The 24,958-nt window shown below is 70.0% G+C and carries 22 protein-coding genes; 14 read left to right on the forward strand and 8 right to left on the reverse strand.

Annotated features, from left to right (window positions below; all coding sequences use genetic code 11):
- The first annotated feature begins 39 nt into the window (after window positions 1-39).
- Window positions 40-555 (forward strand): hypothetical protein, encoded by a 516-nt coding sequence (locus ACWDUM_RS00975; RefSeq protein WP_450117161.1) that lies wholly within the window; start codon window positions 40-42, stop codon window positions 553-555.
- Window positions 556-578: 23 nt separating this feature from the next.
- Here the strand turns inward: ACWDUM_RS00975 and tatA are convergent, their stop codons facing one another.
- Genes tatA through ACWDUM_RS00990 form a run of 3 tightly spaced genes read right to left on the reverse strand, consistent with a single transcriptional unit; the run spans window position 579 to window position 3,106 of the window.
- Window positions 579-824 carry a Sec-independent protein translocase subunit TatA gene (tatA, locus tag ACWDUM_RS00980; RefSeq protein WP_450132543.1) on the reverse strand — a complete coding sequence of 82 codons (246 nt, stop codon included), beginning with the start codon at window positions 822-824 and terminating at the stop codon, window positions 579-581.
- The gene (locus tag ACWDUM_RS00985) at window positions 824-1,492 is read right to left on the reverse strand and encodes a Rid family hydrolase (protein ID WP_450132544.1); all 669 of its coding nucleotides are present in this window, start codon (window positions 1,490-1,492) and stop codon (window positions 824-826) included. Before ACWDUM_RS00985 ends, tatA begins: the two co-directional genes overlap by 1 nt.
- A 30-nt stretch (window positions 1,493-1,522) precedes the next feature.
- The gene (locus ACWDUM_RS00990; protein WP_450132545.1) at window positions 1,523-3,106 is read right to left on the reverse strand and encodes a flavin monoamine oxidase family protein; all 1,584 of its coding nucleotides are present in this window, start codon (window positions 3,104-3,106) and stop codon (window positions 1,523-1,525) included.
- Window positions 3,107-3,372: 266 nt separating this feature from the next.
- Between ACWDUM_RS00990 and ACWDUM_RS00995 the strand changes: the two genes are divergently transcribed.
- The 8 genes from ACWDUM_RS00995 to ACWDUM_RS01030 all read left to right on the forward strand — a co-directional run bounded on the left by ACWDUM_RS00995 (window position 3,373) and on the right by ACWDUM_RS01030 (window position 10,444).
- Window positions 3,373-4,896 carry an APC family permease gene (locus ACWDUM_RS00995; RefSeq protein WP_450132546.1) on the forward strand — a complete coding sequence of 508 codons (1,524 nt, stop codon included), beginning with the start codon at window positions 3,373-3,375 and terminating at the stop codon, window positions 4,894-4,896.
- Window positions 4,893-5,645: an IclR family transcriptional regulator gene (locus ACWDUM_RS01000; protein WP_450132547.1), complete on the forward strand. Its 753-nt coding sequence runs from the start codon at window positions 4,893-4,895 to the stop codon at window positions 5,643-5,645. Before ACWDUM_RS00995 ends, ACWDUM_RS01000 begins: the two co-directional genes overlap by 4 nt.
- Before the next feature lie 103 nt (window positions 5,646-5,748).
- On the forward strand, window positions 5,749-6,894 hold the full coding sequence (locus ACWDUM_RS01005; protein WP_450132548.1) for an ABC transporter substrate-binding protein: 1,146 nt from the start codon (window positions 5,749-5,751) through the stop codon (window positions 6,892-6,894).
- Complete coding sequence (locus ACWDUM_RS01010; protein WP_450132549.1) at window positions 6,875-7,951, forward strand: FecCD family ABC transporter permease; 1,077 nt, start codon at window positions 6,875-6,877, stop codon at window positions 7,949-7,951. The genes ACWDUM_RS01005 and ACWDUM_RS01010 overlap by 20 nt, the downstream gene beginning before the upstream one ends.
- On the forward strand, window positions 7,944-8,699 hold the full coding sequence (locus tag ACWDUM_RS01015) for an ABC transporter ATP-binding protein (protein ID WP_450117169.1): 756 nt from the start codon (window positions 7,944-7,946) through the stop codon (window positions 8,697-8,699). The genes ACWDUM_RS01010 and ACWDUM_RS01015 overlap by 8 nt, the downstream gene beginning before the upstream one ends.
- Complete coding sequence (locus ACWDUM_RS01020; protein WP_450132550.1) at window positions 8,696-9,313, forward strand: hypothetical protein; 618 nt, start codon at window positions 8,696-8,698, stop codon at window positions 9,311-9,313. The genes ACWDUM_RS01015 and ACWDUM_RS01020 overlap by 4 nt, the downstream gene beginning before the upstream one ends.
- Entirely contained in the window at window positions 9,310-9,921 is a 612-nt protein-coding gene (locus ACWDUM_RS01025) for a hypothetical protein (protein WP_450132551.1), read from the forward strand. The genes ACWDUM_RS01020 and ACWDUM_RS01025 overlap by 4 nt, the downstream gene beginning before the upstream one ends.
- 31 nt (window positions 9,922-9,952) lie before the next feature.
- A complete protein-coding gene (locus tag ACWDUM_RS01030) occupies window positions 9,953-10,444 on the forward strand; it encodes a hypothetical protein (protein WP_450117172.1) in 492 nt (163 codons plus the stop codon).
- Window positions 10,445-10,558: 114 nt separating this feature from the next.
- Here the strand turns inward: ACWDUM_RS01030 and ACWDUM_RS01035 are convergent, their stop codons facing one another.
- The 4 genes from ACWDUM_RS01035 to ACWDUM_RS01050 form a co-directional block, all read right to left on the reverse strand.
- Entirely contained in the window at window positions 10,559-12,706 is a 2,148-nt protein-coding gene (locus ACWDUM_RS01035; protein WP_450132552.1) for a peptidase domain-containing ABC transporter, read from the reverse strand.
- Entirely contained in the window at window positions 12,703-13,752 is a 1,050-nt protein-coding gene (locus tag ACWDUM_RS01040) for a TIGR04500 family putative peptide maturation system protein (RefSeq protein WP_450132553.1), read from the reverse strand. The genes ACWDUM_RS01035 and ACWDUM_RS01040 overlap by 4 nt, the downstream gene beginning before the upstream one ends.
- Entirely contained in the window at window positions 13,749-14,768 is a 1,020-nt protein-coding gene (locus ACWDUM_RS01045; protein ID WP_450132554.1) for an MvdC/MvdD family ATP grasp protein, read from the reverse strand. Before ACWDUM_RS01045 ends, ACWDUM_RS01040 begins: the two co-directional genes overlap by 4 nt.
- A 79-nt stretch (window positions 14,769-14,847) precedes the next feature.
- Complete coding sequence (locus ACWDUM_RS01050) at window positions 14,848-15,003, reverse strand: putative ATP-grasp target RiPP (RefSeq protein ID WP_345344306.1); 156 nt, start codon at window positions 15,001-15,003, stop codon at window positions 14,848-14,850.
- A 148-nt stretch (window positions 15,004-15,151) separates the two neighbouring features.
- Here ACWDUM_RS01050 and ACWDUM_RS01055 point away from each other — a divergent pair, with 148 nt between their 5' ends.
- On the forward strand, window positions 15,152-18,013 hold the full coding sequence (locus ACWDUM_RS01055; protein ID WP_450132555.1) for an AfsR/SARP family transcriptional regulator: 2,862 nt from the start codon (window positions 15,152-15,154) through the stop codon (window positions 18,011-18,013).
- Window positions 18,014-18,036: 23 nt separating this feature from the next.
- Here the strand turns inward: ACWDUM_RS01055 and ACWDUM_RS01060 are convergent, their stop codons facing one another.
- Window positions 18,037-19,821, reverse strand: a complete 1,785-nt coding sequence (locus tag ACWDUM_RS01060; protein ID WP_450132556.1) for a DEAD/DEAH box helicase — start codon at window positions 19,819-19,821, stop codon at window positions 18,037-18,039.
- 125 nt (window positions 19,822-19,946) lie between these two features.
- On the opposite strand from ACWDUM_RS01060, the gene ACWDUM_RS01065 reads away from it, so the two are divergent.
- The 4 genes from ACWDUM_RS01065 to ACWDUM_RS01080 all read left to right on the forward strand — a co-directional run bounded on the left by ACWDUM_RS01065 (window position 19,947) and on the right by ACWDUM_RS01080 (window position 24,732).
- Entirely contained in the window at window positions 19,947-21,242 is a 1,296-nt protein-coding gene (locus ACWDUM_RS01065) for a TrpB-like pyridoxal phosphate-dependent enzyme (RefSeq protein WP_450117197.1), read from the forward strand.
- A gap of 60 nt (window positions 21,243-21,302) precedes the next feature.
- Window positions 21,303-22,100 (forward strand): carbon-nitrogen hydrolase family protein, encoded by a 798-nt coding sequence (locus ACWDUM_RS01070; protein ID WP_450132557.1) that lies wholly within the window; start codon window positions 21,303-21,305, stop codon window positions 22,098-22,100.
- A 36-nt stretch (window positions 22,101-22,136) separates the two neighbouring features.
- Window positions 22,137-22,763 (forward strand): phosphoribosyltransferase, encoded by a 627-nt coding sequence (locus ACWDUM_RS01075; RefSeq protein ID WP_450117199.1) that lies wholly within the window; start codon window positions 22,137-22,139, stop codon window positions 22,761-22,763.
- Window positions 22,764-22,944: 181 nt separating this feature from the next.
- Window positions 22,945-24,732 carry an AMP-dependent synthetase/ligase gene (locus tag ACWDUM_RS01080; RefSeq protein ID WP_450117200.1) on the forward strand — a complete coding sequence of 596 codons (1,788 nt, stop codon included), beginning with the start codon at window positions 22,945-22,947 and terminating at the stop codon, window positions 24,730-24,732.
- Window positions 24,733-24,958 lie beyond the last annotated feature (226 nt).

Raw genomic sequence — 24,958 nt, forward strand, 5'->3', positions numbered from 1 at the left:
GCTACCGGAATTCGACACCCCAATTGTTAGGGTCGGCAAGTGAATTCGCTGCTCGATACCCTCAGCTCCCAGGCCGCGCCGTGGTGGGCGGTACCGGTGTCGTTGATCGTCGGTGTGCTGCTCGGCGTCTTCGCGGTGCGCCGCGGACGGCACACCCCCGCTCCCACCCCGGCCGCGCCCGCCGACCCGCAGGTCCGGGCGGTCTACATCAGGTTCCTCGGCGCAGGCGACACCGCGCACAACAGCATCGTCGACGTCGACGGCGACGTGCTCGCCGACGCCGACCTCGAACTCGCCCTCGAGTCCGACGACCCGAAGCTGCGCGCCCTCGCCCGATCCATCGTCGACCTCGACGGCATGGTCAACGAGCTGCGCCTGCTCGCGCCCGCCCCGGTCGTCGACGCCGCGACCGACTACTTCCGGTTCGTCACCGAGTCCACGATGGACGGCGTCCACGACTGCGACGACTTCCGCGCCCGCTACAACGCGCGCAAGTCCGCGTTCGTCGACGCCGTCCGGGACGCGCACGGAGAGCGCCGGCTCAACTCGCGCTGAGCCGGCGCTCCCTCCGCCCTTCGTCAGACCCGGGGTGCGGCCATCGCCTTCGACTCGGCCACCACGGTCGGTTCGAGCTCGGCCGGCACCCTCGGCTCGGCCTGCACCGTCGGGCTCGCCTCGTCGGCGTGCATCTCCGAGACCTCCGTCTTGAGGATCCGCATCGAGCGGCCCAGCCCGCGGGCCGCCTCCGGCAGCTTCTTGGACCCGAAAAGCACCAGCAGCACCACCGCCACGATCGCCCAGTGCGCCGGGCTCATCGCGCCCATCAGCCGGCCGCCGAGTCGGTCGGGTACACCGCGTCCACCTCGACCTCCACCAGCCATCCGGCCACGGGCAGACTGCCCACCTCGAGCGCGAAGCGGCTGGGCCGGGCCTCGTTGCGTTCGAGCGGCGCGGCGGGCTCCGCGCTGCCGAGCGGCACGAGCTCGGTGTCCCCGGTGTCGAGGTTCGTGTTCGCAAAGAACTGACGGTAGGCCCGGTTCCAGCCTGCGTAGTCGGCGCGGTCCGTTCCCGGTGCGTTGTCGAGGAACACCCGCATCGTCGTCACGTCGGCGAGCGTCAGTCCCTGCGCCTCGAGGTTCTCGCGAATCTTCTTGAGCACGTTGATGCCCTGCGCCTCGGTGACCGTCACCCCCGGCGGCAGCACGCCGCCGCTGAACTGCGAGTCGATGTACGACTCCGGGCTGCCCTCGGGCGCGGCCTTGTTCGCAGCGGACGGCCCGAGACCGCTGGACTTGTAGACGGTTGCGCCGGAGCTGATCGTGACGCCCTGCGCGATCATGGGATTCGCCTGTCCCGGCTCGAGGACCGGCTTCGCCGCCGGGGTCGGCTCCGCCGGCGTGGCGGATTCGCCCTCCGACGAGCAGGCCGTCAAGGTGAGGGCGGTCGCGGCGAGGGCGGCGACGAGCGCGCCGGCGCGAGTGGTGCGGTTCATGAATCCTCCTGCTGAATAGTCTGTTTCGGGTCAGGCCGCGGCGACACGCTGGTGTAGCGCGGTGACGACGTCGCGGGCCGAGGTGAACGCGCCGTGCTGCCAGGCGATCGCGTTCGAGAGGTGGTCACCCGCGAAGTAGATGCGCTCGACGGGCTTGAGCAGCAACTCGTACTCGGGGGTCGCGGCACCGCCGTGCGAGTCGCCGGCCCCCTTCCAGCTCACCCACGCGCCCTCGGAGTGCTTCATGCGCCGCCAGCTACCGGAGAACGAGGAGGCGATGTCGCGTCCGTACTTGTCGCCGTGGATGGCCATGCCCTCGGCGACCGCCTTCTCCAGGCGCTGCTTGTGCGTGAGGGATTCGAAGCCGAGGTGCCGCTTGCCGGTGCTGTAGTAGCCGACGACCACGCCGCGATCGGAGCCGTAGTGGTCGTACGGGAACATGATCTGCGAGATGTCCTTGTCGGTGTTCGACGCACCGCCGTAGATGCGGTCCTCGGTCTCCCACCAGCGCCGGGTGTACTCGATGCCCAGCTTGCCGGACGAGACCGGCACGGCCGCGGTCAACGCGGCCAGCACCTCACCGGGCAGGTTGTTCTCGAAGCGGCCCACCAGGTTCGGCGGGACGGTGCAGATGCAGTAATCCGCGGTGATCGACTTCTGGGCGCCATCCTGCGTGTAGGCGACGGTGACGCCGTCGGCGACGTTCTTCATCGCCGTGACCTCGGCTCCGAAGTGGATCTTGTCCTCACCGATCCTGTCGCGGAAGGCGTAGTAGATCCGGTCCATGCCGCCGACCGGGGTCATCATCATCATGGCCTGGTCGTAGCCGAACTCGAAGCTGAAGTTGCGGCCCAGTCCGCTGCGGATCACATCCGTCATCGCGAATGGCTGTGTCTCGGTACCGAAGTTCAGTCCGGCGCCGGGCTCGGACGAGTATCCGCGGCGGGACGAGCCGACGTACCGGCCGTCGCTGGACAGGTCACCGAAGTCGCTCAGGAACGACGACAACGCCTCCTTGTCATCCGGCGTGAGCACGGTGTCGAGCGCGCCCATCGACGTCGCCTTGTGCAGCAGTTCGGACATGTACCCGAAGGTGTCGGCCTTGGCCGCCCGATACTGCACCGACTGTCCCGAGATCGGGGTGTCGCTCGCGTAGTTGACGACAGTGTTGGCGTTCTGGTTCCCGAACGCCTGGATCTCCACCCCGAGTTCGCGGCAGTAGTCGAGGGTGATGTGGCTCTGCGGGATCCGGGTCGCGCCGAGGTTGTAGAAGTGTCCCTCCGAGAAGGTGCACGTCTGTGTCTCACCACCGATTTCGGTCTCGGTGGTGCCGCCGCGCACCGAGTACACGCGGCCACCGGGGCGGGTGCGGGCCTCGAGCACCGTCACCTTGTAGCCGGCCTTGCCGAGTTCGTAGGCGGCGCAGAGGCCGGCGGGACCGCCGCCGAGGATGACGACGGACTGCCCGCCGGGAGCCTTGCCGATCAGGTCCCCCATCGCGGGCGCCTGGAACCGGGTCGAGGTCGTGGTGGCCGCGGCGGCCGGCGCCAGGCCCAGCGTGGACATGGCGCCGTACGCCAGTCCCACACCGCCCGTCATGCCCAGTCCTCGCATGAAAGATCTTCTGGTGACGTTCACTTCATGACTCCCATCGCACTCTCGCCTCGGCGGCGTCGTCGTTCGGGTGCAATCGTGGAATCGCCGTGCTTCCCGTCGACTACGGTGGCGCAACGGTTCGCGCAGTATCGAGTGAGAGGGTCGCGAGGGCGTTCTCTCATTCGGCTCGACCGCGTCCGACTCGCACCGGAAACGCGGCGGAAACACGGCCCGGATACCGTCTGCCGCGGCCGGTGTCGACCCCGGCCGCTGCTGGAGGTGCCATGACTGCGCTGGAGACACCCGCGCTGGCGGACGCGATCGCACGGTCGTTCGCGCAGGACGAATCCGACCGTCCCGCGGTCTCGCCGCTGCGCGCGCTCGGTCGAAGGCAGCTGTCCGGCGCCGAGGTTCTGGCGCAGTCGGTCGCGACGACGGCGCCGGCCGCGTCGATGGTGTTGCTGCCGGTGACCCTGCTGACCCACGGAACGCCGCTCGCCGGTCTCGCGATCATCGTGGCCGCCACCGTGTTCGTCACGCTGATCGCCTGGTGCACATCACAGTTCACCCGGCGCATGGTCGCGTCCGGGGGCCTCTACTCGTTCGTGTTCCAGGGTCTCGGCGCCCGCGCGGCACTGACCACCGGTGTCGCCATGGCGGTGAAGTACCTGGGCAGCGGTGCGCTGACGCTCTATCACGGCGGGCAGGCCGTCGTCGCGGTTGCCGCCCAGTGCGGCATAGAGATCCGCGGTCCCGCGGTCGCAGCGGTGTACGCGGTTATCGCGGCGGCGATCCTGACGACGCTGGTCCGCGGGGTACGGTTCGCGGCGCTCGCGATCCTGGTGGTCGAGGTGTGCTCGCTGGTGTTCATCGTCGGTCTGATGCTGGTGTCGGGGTCGGCCGGCGAGGTCGAACTGATTCCGGCCACGACATCCGGCTCCGCGCTGCTCCCGGTCGTTCTGACGATCCTGTTCGCGCTCGCCGGCTTCGAGAGCGCGACGTTCATCGGTCCCGAGGCTCGCCGGCCGATGGTGACCGTCACCCGCACCGTGCTCGCCACCCCGGCGATCTGCGGGGTCCTGTTCGTGTTCGCGGGCTGGGCAGCATGGAGCGGACACGCCGACACCCTCGTCGGCGCGTACCTGCACGGCACGTCGACCGGGGCGAGCCCGCTGGTCGTCGCGCTGCTGCACCTCGGGATGGGCTGCTCGTGGCTGGCGTCCGCGATGGCGTCGTCGAACGCGGCGTCCCGCCTGCTGTACTCGATGGGCGTCGAGGGCGTGCTACCGAAGGCTTTCGGCAACACACATCGCGCGCTGCGCACCCCATGGACGGCACTGTCGGTCGCGGTGGCGACGATCGCCGTCGGCGCACCGGTTTTCGCTGCGCTCGGCGGTGTGCCCACCGACGCGAAGGTCGGCCTGCGGGTCGCGCTCCTGATGGCGTACGTCCTGGTGGCGGTGGCCGCTGTCGCCTTCCTCGCCCGTATCCGCGAACTCACCCCGCCGTTCGCCTGGGCAGGCCGTGTCACGGCCGTGGTCGGGGTGGCGGTGCTGGGATACATCGTGGGCGGTCACGCCGCCGACGGCCGGTTCGGCGCACTGGCGGCGACGGTCGCGGTGCCGGTCCTCGCGGCGGCCTGGCACCGGTACCTGCGGCGCCGTCGGCCGAACAGCCTTGCCGCGCTGGGGGTGTTCGACAGTCCGGAGTCGGCGGACGTGCTCCCAGGGGCCGGGGCGTTCGCGGAGAACGCCCGCGGCAGCATGGCACTGGTCGGGGCCGGTCACCCGACTGCGGTGCGACGGTGAGCGCCCGCGCCACCGAGCCCGGCGGACACGAGCCGCGCGCGGTGCAGCGCGCCCTCGCGCTGCTCGAAGCGGTCGCGACGCTCGGTTCGGGAGCGTCGGCCCGGGACGTGGCGGCACTGACCCGAATTCCCCCGGCGACGGCGTACCGACTGCTCAACATCCTGGTCGCGGACGGCTATCTGGTACGGGTCGAGGACCTGTCCGGGTTCGCCCTCGGCCGGCGCACCCGCGAACTGGCCGGTGCCGAGACGTCCGCGGAACCGGACGTCGACCCGGGCCCGGTGCTCGAGGAGTTGCGGGACCAGGTTCGGCACGGCATCTACCTGGCCTCCTACCGCGGCGGCCGGGTTCGGCTCGTCGACCGCGATCCCGACCACGAACTGTCCGGTGAGTCGACCTGGACGACGCACCTGCACGCGTCGGCGATCGGCAAACTGCTGCTGGTGCAACGCCCGGAGCTGATCACTCCGGGTCCGCTGCGCCGGGTCACCGACTGCACGAAGACCGAACCGGCCGAGGTCGAAGCGGAACTGCGCCGGGTCCGCGAGGCCGACGCCGCGAGCGAGGTCGACGAGTGCCGCATCGGCCGGACCGCGCTCGCGGTTCCCGTCCGCTCGGCCGACGGTCGGCTCACCGGTGCACTGACCGCGATCGGGCGCACCGGGCGACTCCACGAAAGCGACAGCGAGATCTGGGATCTGCTGCGTACGTATGCCTCACGGCTCCGCGGAGCACAATCGGCCTGCTGAGCTGCGGCGGGACCGCCGCCGCGCACCCCACCGAGAACCGGCTAGATAGGCAAAGCTAACCTAAGTCCGTTTTGGACGGTTCTCAGGCAGGACGGTAGCGCAGATGACACGAAATCCGGCGACAGCAGGGCAGCAGCGCAGGTCGCGCACGCCTCGGCGATGGGCCGCGGATGGAGTGATCGCAGCGCTCGCACTGACCGCAGGCTGCTCGAGCCGCGATGCCCAGTCCACCGAGCAGGACGGCAACGCCCAGGCGCTGACGATCGTCGACCAGCGCGGGGAGACGATCACGCTCGACGGGCCCGCCGACAAGGTGGCGTTCACCGTGATGCCGGCCCCGTCGATCTTCGCGGCGGTGGACCGCAGCTACGACCGGATCGTCGGCATCAACCAGTCGACTCTGGTGGCGAACCAGGGCGGAATGTTCGCGACGATGTTCCCGAACTCCACGAGCTCCGCCGTCGTCGCGGGCAGCGACTTCGTGCCGAACGTCGAGACGCTCCTGCAACTCGACCCCGACGTCGTGGTGCAGTGGGGCGACCGCGGCCCCGACATCACCAAGCCCATCGAGTCCGCGGGCTTCCCCGTCGTCGGGCTCGAATACGGCACCCAGGAGGACCTCGAGTCCTGGATCACCCTTTTCGCGCAGATCGCGGGCAAGCCCGAACGCGGCGAGGAACTCGTCGCCTGGCAGCACAGCGAGATCAGCGAGATGCGGGAGAAGGTCGCCGGACAGGACGGCGCGCGGCCGCGCGCGATGATCCTGTCGAAGACCGGTGACACCTTCAGCACCACCACCGACTCCGGCTACGACGGGTTCCAGTTCGATCTCGTGGGTGCCGACCAGGTCTCGAAGGGCTTCGTCTCCGACTCGGGCCAGGTCAACCCGGAGCAGATCCTCGCCTGGAATCCCGAGGTCATCTTCCTGAGCGGCTTCGACCAGAGCACCCCGGCCGACATCTACGCCGATCCCCGCCTGGCGACCGTCAGCGCGGTCCAGAACAAGCGTGTCTACAAGACCCCGCTCGGGGGCTACCGCTGGCAGGTGCCGAGCGCCGAGTCCCCGCTGATGTGGAACTGGATGCACCAGGTGCTCTACCCCGGCGCGCGGACCGGTGAACTGCGCGAGGACATGCGGGCCGCCTTCGACGACCTGTTCGCCTACGAGATCTCCGAGGACGAGATCGACAAGGTGTTGCGCTTCGACCTGAACAGTGACGCCGCGAGCTATGACCAGTTCCGCCGTTGACATCACCGCGCAGGCGGCGCCCCCGCGGCGCCGCCTGCGCGGCTCGAACACGCTGCTGGTCCTCGCGTTCGGCGTGGTGCTGCTGGTGGTCGCGATCGGCGCACTGGCGGTCGGCCGGTACACCGTGCCTCCGAACGAGATCCTCAGACTGCTTCTCGGGCAGGTCTTTCCGATCGACCAGACCTGGTACGACCAGGAGCGCACGGTCGTCCTCGACGTCCGAATGCCCCGGGTACTGCTCTCGATCGTCATCGGCGCGGGTCTCGCCCTCACCGGCGCGGTGATGCAGGCGGTGTTCCGCAATCCCCTCGCCAGCGCGCAGGTGCTCGGTGTGTCCTCCGGGGCGTCGTTCGGCGGTGTACTGGTCCTGCTCGCGGGCCTCGGGGGCGCGGCACTGGTGGGCGGGGCGTTCGTCGGCGGCGTCGTCGCGTTGGTCCTGGTGCTCGCGATCGCGCGGGCCGTGCCCGGCGCACCCCTGCTGATGATCATCCTCGGCGGCACCGTCGTCGGCGCGATGTTCCAGGCGATGGTCTCGTTCGTCACCTACATCGCCGACCCGTACAGCGAGCTGCCGTCGATCGTCTTCTGGCTGATGGGATCGCTCGCGACCGCGACCTACGGGAAGGTGGCGATCGCGGCGGTGCCCATCGTGTCCGCCGGCGTGGTCGTCCTCGCACTGCGGTGGCGTCTGAACATCCTGTCCATGGGCGACGAGGACGCCACCGCAATGGGGTTGAGGCCGCAGCGCCTGCGCGCGCTGTTGCTCGGCTGCGTCGCCCTGATCACCGCAGGATCGGTCGCGGTGGCCGGCGTGGTGGGCTGGGTCGGCCTGGTGGTGCCGCACCTGGTGCGCATGATGGTCGGCACCGACAACCGCCGGGTGCTGCCCATCAGCGCCCTGCTCGGCGCCATCTATCTCACCGTGATCGACACTCTCGCACGCACCCTGACCACCGCGGAGATCCCGATCGGCATTCTCACCGCCATCATCGGCGCACCCTTCTTCGTCGGCCTGCTGATCAAGAACCGCTCCAGACTGTGGGGTTCCGATGCTTGACGCCCGCTCGATCTCGTTCCGCTACTCGCCGCGACGGCCGTGGATCTTCCGCGACGTGTCCGTCTCGGTCCGGGCCGGCGAGGTGCTCGCGGTGCTCGGACCGAACGCGCGCGGCAAGACCACCATGCTCAAGTGCCTCGCCGGACTGCACGAGCCGGTGTCCGGCGAGGTCGTGATCACCGGCCCGGTGGGCTACGTGCCCCAGAGTCACTCGGTCGTGTTCTCGTTCAGCGTCCTGGACATCGTGCTGATGGGACGGGCACGCAAGGTGCGGATCTACAGCGCACCGACCGCCGCCGACCGGCAGGCCGCCGAGCAGGCACTGGTCCGGGTCGGCGCGCAGCACCTGGCGGGCCGGGACTACACCGGCCTCAGCGGTGGTGAGCGGCAACTCGTCCTCATCGCGCGAGCACTGGTGTCCGAGTGCGACACCATCGTCCTCGACGAGCCCGCGTCCGCCCTGGACCTGCGTAACCAGGCCCGGGTCCTGACGGTGCTGCGGACCCTGGCCGACGAGGGGATGTCCGTGGTGATGACCACCCACCATCCGGATCACGCCCTGCACATCGCGGAACGGTCCATGCTGATGGTGTCGGGCGACGATCAACGTGTCGGCGCCACCCGCGAACTGCTCACCGGAGATCTGCTCAGCGAGATGTACGGCGTCCCCATCGTCACCGCCGACGTCGACACACCCAGTGCGACGAGACGGTTGACGGTTCCGGACTTCGGGAAGGGAGTGGCATGACGGCACTCAAGGCGGTGATGGCCCCGACTGAGGGGAACATCGTCGACGGCTTCCGGGAGGCCGACGTCTACGACCTTCCCGACGCACTCTCGGACGAGATCGGTGGGGTCTACCTCACCGGCGACGTGGACCAGGAGTTTCTCGCCGAGCACCGGGATCTGCTCACCGCGTTCGTCACCGGAGGCGGTCGGGTTCTCGTCAACGGGCACGTCCAGCGGGTCTTCCTCGACGGGCTCACGCGCTGGCGCAAGCTGGACTTCCGTTCCCCCGCCGACCTCACACTCACCCGGGTGAGCGCGCACCCGGTGTGGGAGGGAATCGATCCGAAGTCGTTGCTGTACAACACGGGAACACCCGGCCCGGTGCCGTTCGACGAACTCGAGCGGATCGGGGTCGCCGGCTTCTACGGTCGCGGCTGCTACCTCGGCCTGCCCGAGGACGCACGAGTGGTCCACACGATCGGGCGGACCGCCGCCCCGATCGACTACGACTATCCCCTCGGCGCCGGACGGGTACTGGTGCACGGAGGCAACGACCTGCTGCAGTTCGCCGGCGCCCACCGCGGTACCGCGGCGCTGCGGACACAGATCCTGGACTGGCTGGAGGGCCTGTGACCATCGCGATGCTGCACGGCGGCAGCCACTCCCATCTCGCCACCCTCGCCGACCCCGCGCTCGCGCCGTACCGGATCCGGCCCGTCCACGTCCGCACCGATCACCCCGAATCCGTTGCGGATGTGGACGTACTCGTCGTCGCCGACCGCCTTCGCCCGGATCTGCTCGCTGCCTGGTCCGGTGCGATCGCGGCCTGCCTCGATCGCGGTGCGACGGTGATCGTCTTCGGCGAGAACCACGTCGGCGACTGGCTCGACGGAGCATGCGAACAGTCGCGCCCCACCATCTTCTGGTGGTGGCGCACCGGCGAGGACCATCGGCTGCACAAGCTGAATCCGGATCACCCGGCCTGGCAGTTCTTCTCGGATCGCTCGGTGATCTGGCACTACCACGGGGTTCTCGAACCGCCGGCGGGCGCGGTCAGCCTGGTGGACCTGCATACCGTCGACGGCGACCGGGACGGGTCGATCCTGTACGTCGACGAAGCGAGCACGCCCGGCCGGCTGCTCGTCACGACGATGGACCCCGTCTACCACCACGGCTCCGGGTTCAGGCCCGGCGCAACGCAATTGCTGTACTCGTCGCTGCACTGGGCCACCAGGAAATGACGTGCGACGAGAAGATGAGAGAGAAGCTCGGATGCTGACCGTGTACGAGGCGGGAACCCCCGTCGAACTGTCCTTTGCCGACCTGATGAAGTACCACGGCACCGGATTCCCGGGTGGTGTCGCGCACGCCTACTGCGCGATGCTGCACGCCGTTTCCCTGCTCGGCGACGTGGAGCGCCGGGAGGTGACCGTCCGCACCGCGTTTCCCGGTCCGGGGGGCCGCGACGCGATCGAGATGGCGTTGCGCGCCGTCACCGGTGATCGCTTCGTGGTCGACCCCGACCTCGCGAAGCCCGAGCGTGGCACCACGCTGGCGCGGTACGTGTGGGAGTTCACCCACGGTGACCGCACCGTCACCCTGCAGTTGCGCGACGACGGACTGGTCACCGACGAGTTCATCGCGCTCGGCGCCAAGCCCGACCGCACCGCCGAGGAGGATGCGCACCTGACCGTGCTCAAGCAGGAGATGACGGATCGCCTGCTCGCGCGGCCGGTCGGCGAGGTCTACGAAGTGATCCCGTGACCTGATCGCCACCCGCCCCGGATCCGCTTCGGATTCACCCACTTCACGGTCCACGAGCCCTACCTGCGTACCCTCGCGCCCGTCATCGAGCACCTACAGGGGATGACTCCGCAATCAGGACCGGACCGCGGCCCCCGCCTGGCCGCGGACGAGGTCGGCATAGGCTCCCCCGGCATCGAGCAGGTCCTCGTGCCGACCCAGTTCCGCGATCCGCCCGCCGTCGAGCACGACGATCAGATCCGCGTCTCGGATCGTGCTGAGCCGATGGGCGATCACGATGCGGGTCTGACGCTGCCCGCCCAGGTTCGCCGTGACTGCGGCCTCGGTCATCGAATCGAGGGCGCTCGTCGCCTCGTCCAGCAGCAGTACCCGCGGCCGGGGCAGCACCGCGCGGGCGATGGCGAGGCGCTGCCGCTGCCCACCGGACAGACCCCCGCCGTCCCGCAGCATGGTGTCGTATCCCATCGGCATGGCCTCGACCTCGGTGTCGAGGCAGGCGAGCCTCGCGGCGGCCGCGATCTCGTCGTGGCTCGCCCCCGGCCGGCACAGGGCGACGTTGTCGGCGATGCTGCCGCTCAGCAGCGGACAGTCCTGGGTGACGACACCGAACTGCGAGCGCAGCGAGCGCACCTCGAGTGTGGCTGCGTCGATCCCGTCGAAACGGATGGTGCCCTCGGTCGGCGGGACCAGTCCGAGCAGCAGCCGCGCGACGGTGCTCTTCCCGGACCCGGAGCGCCCGACCAGCGCGACCGTGGCACCAGCCGGTATGTCGAGGTCCAGGCCACGCACGACCCAGGAAGACCGTGGGTCGTACCGGAATCCGAGCCCCCGCACGCTGATCGCCCCGCTCAACGCGGGCGCGGGCGTCACCGGGACATCCTGCTGTTCCTCCCGGGACCCGAGCACGTCGCCGAGCCGCCGCAGGTGTGCCCCGGCCACCTGCAGCCGCTGCAGGGTGCCGACCAGCGAGCCGATCGGCACGAGGGCCGCGACCGCGATCCCGTTGAGCGCGATCATTTCTCCGAGTGAACGGCCACCGTTCATCACCTGTACCGCGCCAACCGCGACCAGGACGGTAGGGGCGGCGATCCGGATCGTCTGCAGTGCCGCGTCCAGCCGGCCCTGCAGGCCCGCGCTCGCCGCGGCATCGGTCACCGCAGTCTCGAACAGTCGGGCCCACCGCGCGGTCACGGCCCGCTCGGCGCCTGATGCCTTCACCGACTCGATCCCACCGACCGCCTCGATGAGCAACCCCTCGGCCGCGGCGGCGGAGGCGAGTTCCCGGTGACCCGCCGTCGACACCCGGCCGGCCGTGGCGGCCAACAACGCGACCTGCGCGAGCGCGAACACGGCCAGTCCGGCCGCCATCGGCGGGGACCACCACAGCAGCACCACGAGATACCCGACGGCGAGCGGCGCGTCCAGCAACGCGGCCAGCACCGAACCGGTGAGCAGTTCGCGCAGCGCCGCCCCGGACGCGATGCGCTGAACCACGTCACCGGTCCCCCGCCTGGTGAAGTAGCCGAACGGCAGCCGCATCAGCCGCTCGACCACGGCCGTGGTCAGATCCCGGTCCACGTCGGTGCGCAGCCGCACCAGCAGTGCACTGCGCACGAGGCCCGTCACCAGGTGGGCGGCGACGGCGGCCCCGACCACCGCCGTCACCGCCCACCACAGCGCCCGGTCCCGGTCGGGGATCACCCGGTCGACCAGGACCCCCGAGGCCACCGGCAATGCCATCCCGACGGCCTGCACGACGATCGACGCGAGCACCACACCGACGAGGAGCCCTCGACCGCGGCGCAGCATCCCCGCGACCAGCGCGCGGCCCGGACCTCGCGGAGGTCGAGGTCGCTGTTCGACTGTTCCCCTGCCGAATTCGAGTACGACCCCCGAGTAGCCCGCAGCGAAGTCGGCACCGGCGAGCCGTCGGCGGCCGGCCGCGGGATCGACCACGCGCACCCCACGTGGGCCGACCGACTCGACGACGACGAAATGGTTTCCACCCCAGTGCGCCACGGCAGGCAGACGCACCTGCCCACTCAGCACCCCCTCGGCCGGGACACCCAGTCCCCGTGCCTCGAGCCCGTACCCCCGGGCCGCCTGGACCAGCGCGAGCGCGGTGAGGCCGTCCCGGCCGGCACCCACCTCGTCGGCGACCTCCGCTGCGCCACACCGATGCCCGAAGTGACCGAGGATCATCGCCAGGCAGGCGGCTCCGCAGTCCGCGAGCCCGTCCTGGGTGACCACCGGCACGGTCACCGCGGGGCCGCCACACCCGCGGTGGGGGTCTTGTCCGCCGCACCCCAGAACCACTCGATTCGCGCGTCCCGCCGTCGCTCGGAGATCCAGCCGTCGAACGCGGCGTCGGCGAGCAGCCGATCCGTCTCCGGCCCCGGAGCCGCCGGGAACGCCGCGAGCACCTGCGTCACCTCCCAGCCCGATTCGGATTCGACCGGCCCGAGGACGGTTCCCGGTGCGGCGTGGCCCAGATCGGCCGCCGCAACCTCAACGAACTCGGCTCCACGCACCGTCGCCGCCCCGGCGAAGGCGGCGGCCGCCGCCGCGAACACCCCGGCCGCATCCGCGCCGTCCGCATCCACGCGCGTGCGCACCAGGGTCACGAAGGCATCCGCGTCGCCGCGCTCCACGAACCGCACCCTGACCCCCCGGAGGCGGTCGAGGACGGCGGGATCCGGGCCACGCTCGGCGAGGATGCGCCGCTTGAGTTCGGCGATCGCGGTCTCCTGGGCGACCAGTTCCTCGAACGCCTCGTGACCGAGGGCCCGCTCCCGCATCCACTCCTCGGTGTCCGGCACCGTCAACAGACCGCGCGCCCTCCGGAACGCGTCCATCGCGTGCTGCAACTCCGCCGCGCCCGGCCGGATCGGATTCTCCGCCAGTTCCTGCCGCACCAGGCACACCGTGATCAACCGGTCCAGCAGCTCCGTCCGCTCCCACATCACGTCCAGGTACGCCATGGCCTCCTCGATCGCGAGTGGTTCGCCGTTGACCCGCAGCAGCATCGACTCGGCGGTGCGCTGCGCACCGCGCAGCGACCAGGGCACCGCGGTGGCCGGGGTCCAGGACAAGGAGGTCGTGCCCACCCCGGGCTCGGTGATCAGCAGCCCGTAGCCGACGGACTCGTCGACGGCCTCGCGGTGCCGGAGCAGCCGCATCCGGCTCCGCGGGTGCTCGGCGCGCAGAGGGTCCAGCGCGCGGTCCGCGCGCCGGTCCGCATCGTCCGGGCCGAGAGAGCGGAGCACGGTCAGCGCGGAATCGAGCAGGGACGGGGTCGGTGCGGTCACGGCAGGGCTCCGATGTGTCGTCGTGGCAGATCGCTGTCGGCGCCTGATCGCAGCAGATCCGCAATCGAGGCGCAGATGGGCAGTCCGGTGGCGTCCTCGATCCACAGCCACTGTCCGGAGGGATTGATCTCGAGGAACACGTAGTGTCCGGCGGGTGTGAGGATCAGGTCGATTGCGCCGTAACGCAATCCGAGTTCGGCGACGAGCAGCACGCAGCGTCTGCGGATGTCATCGGGCAGGGTGTGCACCCCGTACCGGGTCGTCGACGGGTCGTAGCACCGCCAGTCCAGCCGGGTGTGGTTGGCGTCCTGACTGTGGATCTCGGCGGCGAACACCTCGGTTCCGACCACCGTCACGCGCAGCTCGACCCGCTTCGGGACGTATGCCTGAACAATCATCGGACACAGGCGAACCGCGTCGGCGGCGGCAACGTCGGTCGTGGTCGCCGGCTCCGCCATCCGCGCGTAGCTCTCGTCGCCGCGCACCAGCCAGGACCGTTGCAGGGGCTTGGTGATCACGCGGCCCTCGTGCGCGTCCCAGAAGTCGAGAAACGCGTCCGGATCGGTGGTGACGAGGGTCGGCGGAAGCTCGAAGCCGAGCCGGCCGGCGAGGCGCAGTTGGGTCTGTTTGCGTCCGGCGGAACGGATGTCGGCACGGGTCCCCGGCACGGCGAGCGCATCGAGGTCGTCCCACAGTGCCGCCGCGAACACCTCACACTCCTGCTCGACATACTCCTTGATCGCCGGGTCCGTTGTCTCCCCGTGTGCCACGGGATCGCCCGGCCTGCGGAACCACACCGCGTCCACCGCGTCGAGATCGACACGGTCCGGGCCCCGGGTGAGCGTCCGGCGCACCCGCCCCGTCGACGTCACCGCCAGCGACAGCGTTGCCGCCGCGGGGAACTCGGCGGGGTCGAACACGGTCACCTCCGCACCGGCGGCGTGCAGGTGACGGACGACGGCGGCCGCGTGGGTGTCACCCGGCTGGGTCAGCACCAGCACATGCGCTGGGGTCATGGATCCCTCCTGTGGCAGTGATGTCATCGAGCGCGGGGCGTCGCCGGATCGGCGACGCCCCGCTGCTTCCGCGAACCGATCAGAAGTCGGCGTCGGTTCCCGTCCAGCCGTCCACGACGTCGATCACCTTGCTGGAGCGCCCGCGGTCGCGCATGCCGCCCGCGACGGAGGCCAGCTGCGCCTCGTTCAGCTCGGCGCCGGCCGCGGGGATCTCGGTGATGGTGGTGTTGCGCATGTTCATGACTCCTCGTCACTTTCGTGTCGGACCGTCCGACACCGGAAACGGTGCCCGGACCCGGTTGGAGACGACCTGCGCCCGGCTGCGCTCGACTTGCACCACGCTGGCAAATCACTGGTAGGCCGGCCCGCTTATGCTGAGGGTCATGCCTGGACCGACCGCGCCCACGCCCCCACCGACGTCCGTCTACCTGCAGGTTCTCGGGCCGGTCCAGGTGCTTGTCGGCGATTCGGATGTGTCGGTGGGCGGCCCGGTGCCGCGGGCGCTGCTCGCGCGTCTGGCCGTCGCGGCCGGGGAGAGCGTGTCCGACGACGCGCTGATCGACGACCTGTGGGGTGACACTCCGCCCCGCACCGCGAAACTGACCCTGCAGGGCTATGTGGCACGGATACGCAAGATCCTCGATCCGCACCGGCCCGGCGCCCGCTCCCGAGTGCTGACCCGGACCGGCAACGGCTACGCCCTCGAACCCGACGCCACCGACTGGCAGCAGTTCACCGTCCTCGCCGAGGCGGGTGCCCGACTCCTCGCCGCCGGTGACGCCGCCGCGGCGGCCGACACCCTCGACGCCGCACTGGATCACTGGCGTGGCGACGCCTACGCGGACGTCACCGAGTCGGAGTCGGTGGCGGTCGAGGCCCGTCGCCTCGACGCCCTGCGCCTCGACGTCGTCGAGGATCGAATGGAGGCCGCGCTCGCACTCGGCGAACACGGGACGGCCGCCGCGCGACTCGACGCATTCACCCGACTGCACCCGCTCCGCGAACGCGCGTGGGAGTTGTCGGCGCGGGCACACTATCTGGCCGGCCGACCGAGCGACGCCCTCGACGCGCTGCGCCGGGCCCGCGAAATCCTCGCCGCCGAACTCGGCACCGATCCCCGGCCGAGCCTGCTGGCGCTGCAGGCAGCGATCCTCGCACACGACGACGCGTTGACACCGAGCGTCCCGGACTCGGCGCCCGCCACACCGGAGGTGGCCGAGGCCGCAGCGGAGCCCGCCACCGCACCGGATCCGTTCGCGCGCAACATTCCCCTCGCACTGACACCGTTGGTGGGTCGGAGCGATCCGCTGACCGACCTCGGGGCGTTGCTCCGAACGCACCGCCTCGTCACCCTCACCGGTGCCGGCGGCATGGGCAAGACCCGGCTCGCGCTCGAGGCCGCACGTGCCCGCACCGACGTCGACGGACCGTGGCTCGTGGAGTTGGCCGGCGCCAGGGACGGCGGTCAGGTCGCCGACGCCCTGGCAACCGCACTGGGGCTGACCGTCTCGGGCGGCGTCGACGGAATCGCCGACGTGCTCCGTGGGCGAGAACTACTGCTGGTTCTCGACAACTGCGAGCAGGTCGTCGACTCGGTCGCCGAGGTCGTGACCGCGATCCTGACCCGTTGTCCTTCTGTGCGGGTCCTCGCCACCAGCCGCGAAGCACTCTCCGCCGCAGGTGAATACGTCTACGAGGTTCCCCCGATGTCCGACCTGGAGGGGGTACAGCTGTTCATCGAACGGGCGGCCGGGCAGCTCGGCGAGTTCCACCCCGATCCCGAGGAACGCGAACTGCTGCTCCGGCTGTGCTCCGAGCTCGACGGGATGCCGCTGGCAATCGAACTCGCCGCTGCGCAGTGCCGGACGCTGTCGGTCCGACAACTGATCGATCACGTCGACGACCGGTTCGCACTGCTGCGCGGCGGACCGCGGACCAACGCCCGGCACACCACGATGCTCGCCGCGGTCGAATGGTCGTACCAGACACTCACCGAATCCGAGCAGCGGCTGTTCCAGTCCCTCGGGGTGTTCGAAGGCGGATTCGACCTCGACTCCGCGCGTGCCGTCGTCGACCAAGCGGGACTGCTCGCCGATCTCGGGTCGCTGGTGGACAAGTCGCTGGTGTCCGTCGTCGGCGGCGACCCGCGCCGCTACCGCATGCTTGAGACGATGCGCGGGTACGCCGCGCGAGTGCGCGAGCCGGACCTGACCGCACGGCTGCGGCGCAGCCACACCCGGTGGATCTGCGATCTCGCCGAGGACGCGTTCCTCGGTCTGCGCGGGTCGGACAGCTCGCGCTGGATGCGCCGCCTCGACCTCGAGATCCCGAATGTCCGGGCCGCACTGGAGGCGAACACCGGCGACCTCGACACGTACCTGCGGATCGCGGGGGGCGTGTACTGGTACTGGTACCGAGGGGGCCACGTCGCCGAGGCGATCAGCTGGCTGTCCCCCGCCGTGGCGCCGGGGATCGCGGCGTCGGGGTCACTGCCGGTACGGGCCAGGGCGGTGGCCGGGGCGACCGTCATCCACTACCTCGCCGGCGACCTTCCGGGACTGTTCACGGCGTTCGGGCTGCTCGCCGAACTGGCCGCCGAGGTCACCGATCCCGTCAGCCGCGCAGACGCCGAAACCACACTCGCGTTCTTCGAGGCGGGATCCGGACTGATCGAACAGGCCCGCACCCACGCCCGGGCATCGCTCGACTTCGGTACCCGCGCCGAGCGGCTGTTCACCACCGCCGAGGCGTTGATGTGTTTGGGGACGGCGGATTTCCGGGCCGGCGATCTCGAGTCCGCGGCGGCACACCTGGAGGAGGCGGCCGCCACGGCGCAGCGGTGCGGGTACGGCTGGTGCGAGGCGTCCTCACTGTGGATCGGCGCGAAAGTCGATCTCGCCCAGGGCCGTTGGGGTGGACCCGCCGAGGAGAAGCTGACCCGGATGATCCGGGTGTGTGACGACAACGCGGACGTCACCTCGTGGCTGGTCGGACTGGCGACGTCGGCGTACGCGGCCTTCCGCCGTGGGGACCACCACACGGCGGCGGTCCTCACCGGCGCCGTCGACCGACACGGTGCGGCGATCGGCTACCGCCCCGCGGCGATGGACCCGATCGACCTCGCCGGGTACGACGCCGAGGTGCGCGCCGGGCTGTCCCCGGCGGCACTCGAGTCCGGATCGCGACAGGGCGCGGCGCTGGGCCGGGCCGAGGTGTCCGCCCTCGCCTCGCCCGCACCCGTGTAGGCGTGCAGGCGACGGCGAGACCGTCAGTACCGGTCGCGCTTGGGCTTCTTGTCGAACTTGCCCTTGCCGGACTTGCCGTCGCGCTGACCGCCCTGGTCGCTCCGCCGGCCCCGCTCCTGCGGGCGTTGCCCGGGCGGGCCCTGGTCGGGGGTGAGCTGGATCAGGACACCGGAGATCCGGGTCGCACGCAGCGCTTCGAGGGTCTCGTTCGCCAGGTCCGCGGGCAACTCGACGAGGCTGTGGTCCGGGCGGATGCTGATGTGCCCGAAGTCGCTGCGGCGCAGGCCGCCCTCGTTGGCGATGGCGCCGACGATCGCGCCCGGGACCACCCGGTGACGCTTGCCGACGGCGATCCGGTAGGTGGCCATCTCCTGCCCGTTACGCCCGACCTTCGGGCCTTCGTCGAAGCGGCGCGGCGGCCGCTCGCGCGGTTCGCGCTCCTTGCGCGGCGGTGCCGGCGGCTCGGGCGCCATCAGGAACGCCTCGCCGTCGCGGGACTGCACGGCGAGAGCGGCGGCGATGTCGGCGAGCGGCACGTCGTGCTCGCGTTCGTAGTCCTCGATCAGCCGCCGGAACAGGGCGATGTTGTCGGAGCTCAACGACTCGGTGATCGAGTCACCGAACTTCGAGACGCGCTGCGCGTTGACGTCCTCGACGGTCGGCAACTGGATCTCGGTCAGCGGCTGCCGGGTCGCGCGCTCGATCGCCTTGAGCAGGTGCCGCTCGCGCGGCGCGACGAACAGCAGCGCGTCGCCGGAGCGACCGGCCCGGCCGGTGCGGCCGATGCGGTGCACATACGACTCGGTGTCGTGCGGGATGTCGTAGTTGACGACGTGTGAGATGCGTTCCACGTCCAGTCCGCGCGCGGCGACGTCGGTCGCGACAAGGATGTCGAGGGCACCGGACTTGAGCTGACCGATGGTCCGCTCGCGCTGGGCCTGCACGATGTCGCCGTTGATCGCGGCGGCCGAGAAACCCCGTGCCCGAAGGCGTTCCGCGAGATCCTCGGTGGCCTGCTTGGTGCGGACGAAGATGATCATCGCCTCGAACGACTCGACCTCGAGAATGCGGGTGAGCGCGTCGAGCTTGCGCTGATGCGCAACCTGCACCCAGCGCTGGGTGATGTTCGTGGCCGTCGAGGTCTTGCCCTTGACGGTGATCTCGACCGGATCGTGCAGGTACTGCTTGGAGATCTTGCGGATCGCCGTCGGCATGGTCGCCGAGAACAGCGCGACCTGCTTGTACTCGGGGGTCTCCGAGAGGATCTTCTCGACGTCCTCCTGGAAGCCCATCTTGAGCATCTCGTCGGCCTCGTCGAGCACCAGGTAGTCCAGGTGCGAGAGGTCGAGGGTGCCCTTCTCCAGGTGGTCGATGACGCGACCGGGCGTGCCCACGATGATCTGTGCGCCGCGCCGCAGCCCGGACAGCTGCACCCCGTAGGACTGGCCGCCGTAGATCGGCAGCACGTGCAGTCCGGGGATGTGCGCGGAGTACTTGCCGAAGGCCTCGGCCACCTGCAGCGCGAGCTCGCGGGTCGGCGCCAGCACCAGCGCCTGCGGACGCTTCTGCTCGGGGTCGATGCGGGAGAGGATCGGCACCGCGAAGGCCGCGGTCTTGCCGGTGCCGGTCTGGGCGAGACCGACCACGTCGCTGCCGGCCATCAGAGGCGGGATGGTCGCGGCCTGGATCGGCGAGGGCGACTCGTACCCGACGTCGGTCAGTGCCCGCAGCACCCGATCGTCGATGCCGAGGTCGGCAAATGTGGTGCTGTCGTTTTCCGGCTCGGGGTTCTGCTCGGTGTCACTCATTTCACCAGGAGTTTACCGTCTCACCCACCCCGTCGCCGACCCGCAGTCGCCCACCCGGCGTAACCCTGATCACCAACGCGGGCACAATGCGGGGCAGAAACCGCCTTTCGACACCAGGAGCGCCCGTGTCCGAGCCGACGCCGATCCCCACCCACTGGTACAACATCGCCGCCGACCTGCCGGTGCCGCCGCCACCGCATCTGCACCCGGGAACGAAGGAGCCGGTCACCCCCGCCGACCTGGAGTCGCTGTTCGCGTCCGGGCTGATCGCGCAGGAAGCGTCCACCGAGCAGTACATCGAGATCCCCGAACCGATCCGCGAGGTCTACAAGACGTGGAGGCCTGCGCCGCTGATCCGGGCGCGCGAGTTCGAGAAGGCACTGGGCACCCCGGCCCGCATCTACGTCAAGTACGAGGGCGTCAGCCCGGTCGGCAGCCACAAGACCAACACCGCGGTCGCGCAGGCGTACTACAACGCGCAGGACGGCGTCACCAAGATCACCACCGAGACCGGCGCCGGCCAGTGGGGCTCCGCGCTGTCGTTCGCGTGCGCGAAGTTCGGCATCGACCTCGAGGTGTGGCAGGTCCGCGCGTCGTACGACTCGAAGCCGTACCGCCGATTCCTGATGGAGACCTACGGCGGCACCGTGCACGCCAGCCCGTCCACGCTGACCGAGTCCGGCCGCAAGATCCTCGCCGAGCACCCCGACACCCCCGGCAGCCTGGGCATCGCGGTCTCCGAGGCCGTGGAGGTGGCCGCCGGCGACCCGAACGCGCGGTACGCCCTCGGCAGCGTCCTCAACCACGTGGTGCTGCACCAGACGGTCATCGGGCTCGAAGCGGTCGAGCAGCTGCGCGCCGCAGGCGAGGAGAACGCCGACGTCGTGTTCGGTTGCGCCGGTGGCGGTTCCAACCTGGCCGGCCTGGCGTTCCCGTTCATCCGCGAGGTGCTGCACGGCCGGGCGAAGACCCGGGTCATGGCCGTGGAGCCGGCGGCGTGCCCGTCGATCACCAAGGGCGAGTACCGGTACGACCACGGCGACGTCGCCGGCCTGACGCCGCTGCTGAAGATGCACACCCTCGGCCAGGACTTCGTGCCGGACCCGATCCACGCCGGCGGCCTGCGCTACCACGGCATGGCGCCGCTGCTCAGCCACACCGTCGAGCTCGGTTACGTCACCGGCCAGGCAGTCGACCAGACCGAGTCGTTCGCGGCGGGCGTGCAGTTCGCCAGGGCCGAGGGCATCGTGCCCGCGCCCGAGTCCTCCCACGCGATCGCGGCCTGCGCCGAGTACGCGAAGAAGCTGACGGAGCCGGAGGTGCTGGTGATCGGCCTGTCCGGGCACGGCATGCTCGACCTGCCCGCCTACCACGAGTTCATGCAGGGCAACCTCGTCTCCACCGTGGGCGACATGTCCTAGACCGGGCGCCTCCAGGGGCCCACACCACGAAGCGATCTCGGCCATGCGCACAATGGGCGCATGGTCGAGATCGCAGTGGCACAGTTCTCCGCGGGCACCGACAAGGGCGAGAACCACCGGGCGATACGAAACCTGGTCGGCGAGGCCGCCGCCCGCGGCGCGCAGGTGGTCGTCGCCCCCGAGTACGCCATGTACACCACGCCGCGACTCGACGCGAGCGTCGCCGAGTCCGCCGAACCCCTCGACGGACCGTTCGTCACCGGCCTGCTGGAGATCGCCGCAGAGTTCGGCGTCCACGTGGTCGCAGGCATGAACGAGACCCTCGCCGGCGACGACCACATCTCGAACACCCTCGTCGCGGCCGCACCGGACGGTGCCGTCGCCGCCGTCTACCGCAAACTGCACCTCTACGACGCCTTCGGCTACCGGGAGTCGGACGTGTTCCGCGCCGGCGAGGCCGTCGAGCCCGCCACCTTCACCGTCGACGGACTGACCTTCGGCATGCAGACGTGCTACGACCTGCGGTTCCCGGAAGTGACGCGGCGGATCGTGGACGCGGGCGCGGACGTGCTCGCCCTGCCCGCCCAGTGGGTGCCCGGACCGCTCAAGGAGGATCACTGGACCACGCTGGTGCGGGCGCGGGCGATCGAGAACACCCTGTACGTCGCCGCCGCCGACCAGTCCGCGCGCACCGGTGCGGGCAACTCGATGATCGTCGACCCGATGGGCGTGGTGCTCGCGTCGCTGGGCGAGCAGACCGGGACCGCACGCGCCGAGGTGACCACCGCGCGCATCGCCGAGGTCCGGGAGAAGAATCCGGCGCTGACGCTTCGCAGGTTCGGGGTCGTCGAACGCTAGGGGCTGGGTCCTCCCCGGCGTAGCGTCGAAGTCGAGATGCTCTACGCCACCCGCGCCGAGGCCGGCCGCGATCTGGCCGCCTCTCTCTCGCACCTGCGCGACTCCAACCCGCTGGTGCTGGGACTTCCGCGCGGCGGTGTGCCGGTCGCCGTGGAAGTGGCGAACGCGCTGCACGGGGACCTGGACGTCATCGTGGTCCGGAAGCTGGGGTTGCCGTGGCAGCCGGAACTCGCGATGGGCGCCATCGGCGAGGGCGACGTTCGAGTGCTCAACGACGACGTCATCGCCCAGTCGGGGGTGTCCCCCACCGCACTGTCCTCGGTCGAGTCCGCCGAGCGCCGCGAACTGGACCGCCGCGTCCGGATGCTGCGCGGGGACCGTCCCCCGATCCCGATGACCGGCCGAACGGTGGTGATCGTCGACGACGGGATGGCCACCGGCGCGACCGCGGCGGTGGCCTGTCGGGTGGCGCGTGCGCAGGACGCGGCGCGAATTGTGGTCGCGATGCCGGTCTCGTCGGAGGAAGCGGTCGCCCGACTGCAGGTGGTTGCCGACGAGGTCGTGTGCCCCCTGGTGCCCCGTTGGCTCGGCGGCGTCGGCGGCGCCTACCGCGACTTCCACCAGCTCACGGACCACGAGGTCAGGACGGCACTGAAAACGTGACCTACGCCTCATTCCGGCCCCCGGCGGCACCGAAACCCACAGTTCGCGGGACCGGAAGTTACAGACAAACTGATTCGCCGGGTTCACATTCGGTCATTCCGGACAACGAACCCAGTGCATCCCACCGCGGAATGTGATCCAATGCACACCCGTACTTGTCAGTAGTCCTGGAGGGTCCACAGTGCGAGAGTTCGAAGTTCCGCAGTCGTTTTCCATTCCGGACGACGTCTCGATGGCCGACAGCGTATTCCGGTTCGAGAAGGAATGTCCGCAGCACGTCCCCTTCAAGAAGCTGGTCGGCGGCAGCTGGGTGGACGTCACCGCGGCGGAGTTCGCAGCGGAGGTCGCCGGCGTCGCGAAGGGTCTGATGGCGTCGGGTGTCGAACTCGGCGACCGGGTCGCGATCCTGTCCGCCACCCGGTACGAGTGGGTCGTCCTCGACTACGCCATCTGGACCGCGGGCGGTTGCACCGTCGCGATCTACGAGACGTCGTCGGCCGATCAGGCCCAGTGGATCCTGGAGGACTCCGCGACCGCCGTCCTGGTCGTCGAGACGGCGACGCACGCCGAGACGGTCAAGGACGTCGCCGAGGCGGCGCCCGCGTTGCGCGAGATGCTCCAGATCGAGGCCGGGGCCATCGACGAGCTGACGGCTCGCGGTGCCGCGATCACCGACGAGGCGTTGCACGAGCGCCGCGCACAGGTGAACGCCACCTCCCCCGCGACCCTGATCTACACCTCCGGCACCACCGGCCGTCCGAAGGGCGTGCAACTTACCCACAGCAATTTCAACGCCGAATGCCAGGCGGTGCAGCTCGCGTTGGCGGACGCGATGTACGAGGGCCAGCGCACGCTGCTCTTCCTGCCTCTCGCCCACGTCTTCGCCCGCGCCGTCTCCTTTGCGGCGTTCGAGTACAAGGTCACCGTCGGCCACACCTCCGACCTGACCACGCTCGTCGACCAGTTCGCGGTGTTCAAGCCGAACTTCATCCTCTCGGTTCCGCGCGTGTTCGAGAAGGTGTACAACTCGGCCAAGCAGAAGGCGGAGGACGGTGGGAAGGGCAAGATCTTCGCCAAGGCCACCGAGACCGCGATCGCCTACAGCGAGGCGCTCGAGAACGGCGGACCCGGCTTGGGTCTGAAGATCAAGCACGCCGTGTTCGACAAGCTGGTCTACGGCAAGCTGCGCGCCGCGCTCGGCGGCGAGTGCGACCGCGCAGTGTCCGGCGGCGCCGCGCTCGGCGCCCGCCTGGGCCACTTCTTCCGCGGCATCGGCGTCCCCGTCTACGAGGGCTACGGCCTGACCGAGACCAGCGCGGCGGTCACCGTCAACACCACCACCGAGCAGAAGGTCGGCACGGTCGGCAAGCCGATCAACGGGCATGCCGCGAAGATCGCCGACGACGGCGAACTCCTCGTCAAGGGACCGGTCGTGTTCTCCGGGTACTGGCACAACGACGCCGCCACCGCGGAGTCGATCAAGGACGGCTGGTTCCACACCGGCGACCTCGGATCCATCGACGAGGACGGCTTCGTCTCCATCACCGGCCGCAAGAAGGAGATCATCGTCACCGCAGGTGGCAAGAACGTCGCCCCCGCGGTCCTCGAGGACGCGCTGCGTGCGCACCCGCTGATCAGCCAGTGCCTGGTCGTCGGCGACGCGAAGCCGTTCATCGGCGCACTGATCACCATCGACCAGGAGGCACTGCCGGGCTGGCGAGAGCGCAACGGGGTCGCCGCCGACCTGCCGATCGCCGAGGTGGTCAAGCACGCCGACCTCGTCGCGGAGATCGACGCTGCGGTCGCCCAGGGCAACACCAAGGTCTCCAACCCGGAGCAGATCAAGAAGTACCGCATCCTGGACGTGGACTTCACCATCGAGACCGGGGAACTGACGCCGACGCTCAAGCTCAAGCGCAACGTCATCCACGACACCTTCGGCACCGCGATCGAGGCCCTCTACTCCTGACGGTTCCGCCCCGAGCGGGCGCCGGATGTGGCTGAATGGGTTGTTCCCGCCGAATCGTGTGGCAGGAACAACCCATTCAGCTGTTCACGAAGGAGATCGGATGCTTCCCCTGCAGGACATTCTCGTGTTCGACCCGGTGACCTCGTTCCTCAACTCCATCGCAATGACACTCGGGTCCAGCGATGCGGTGATCATGACCTAGTCGCCGCGAACACCGGAAGTACCT

Source organism: Rhodococcus sp. NPDC003322, from assembly GCF_053589555.1.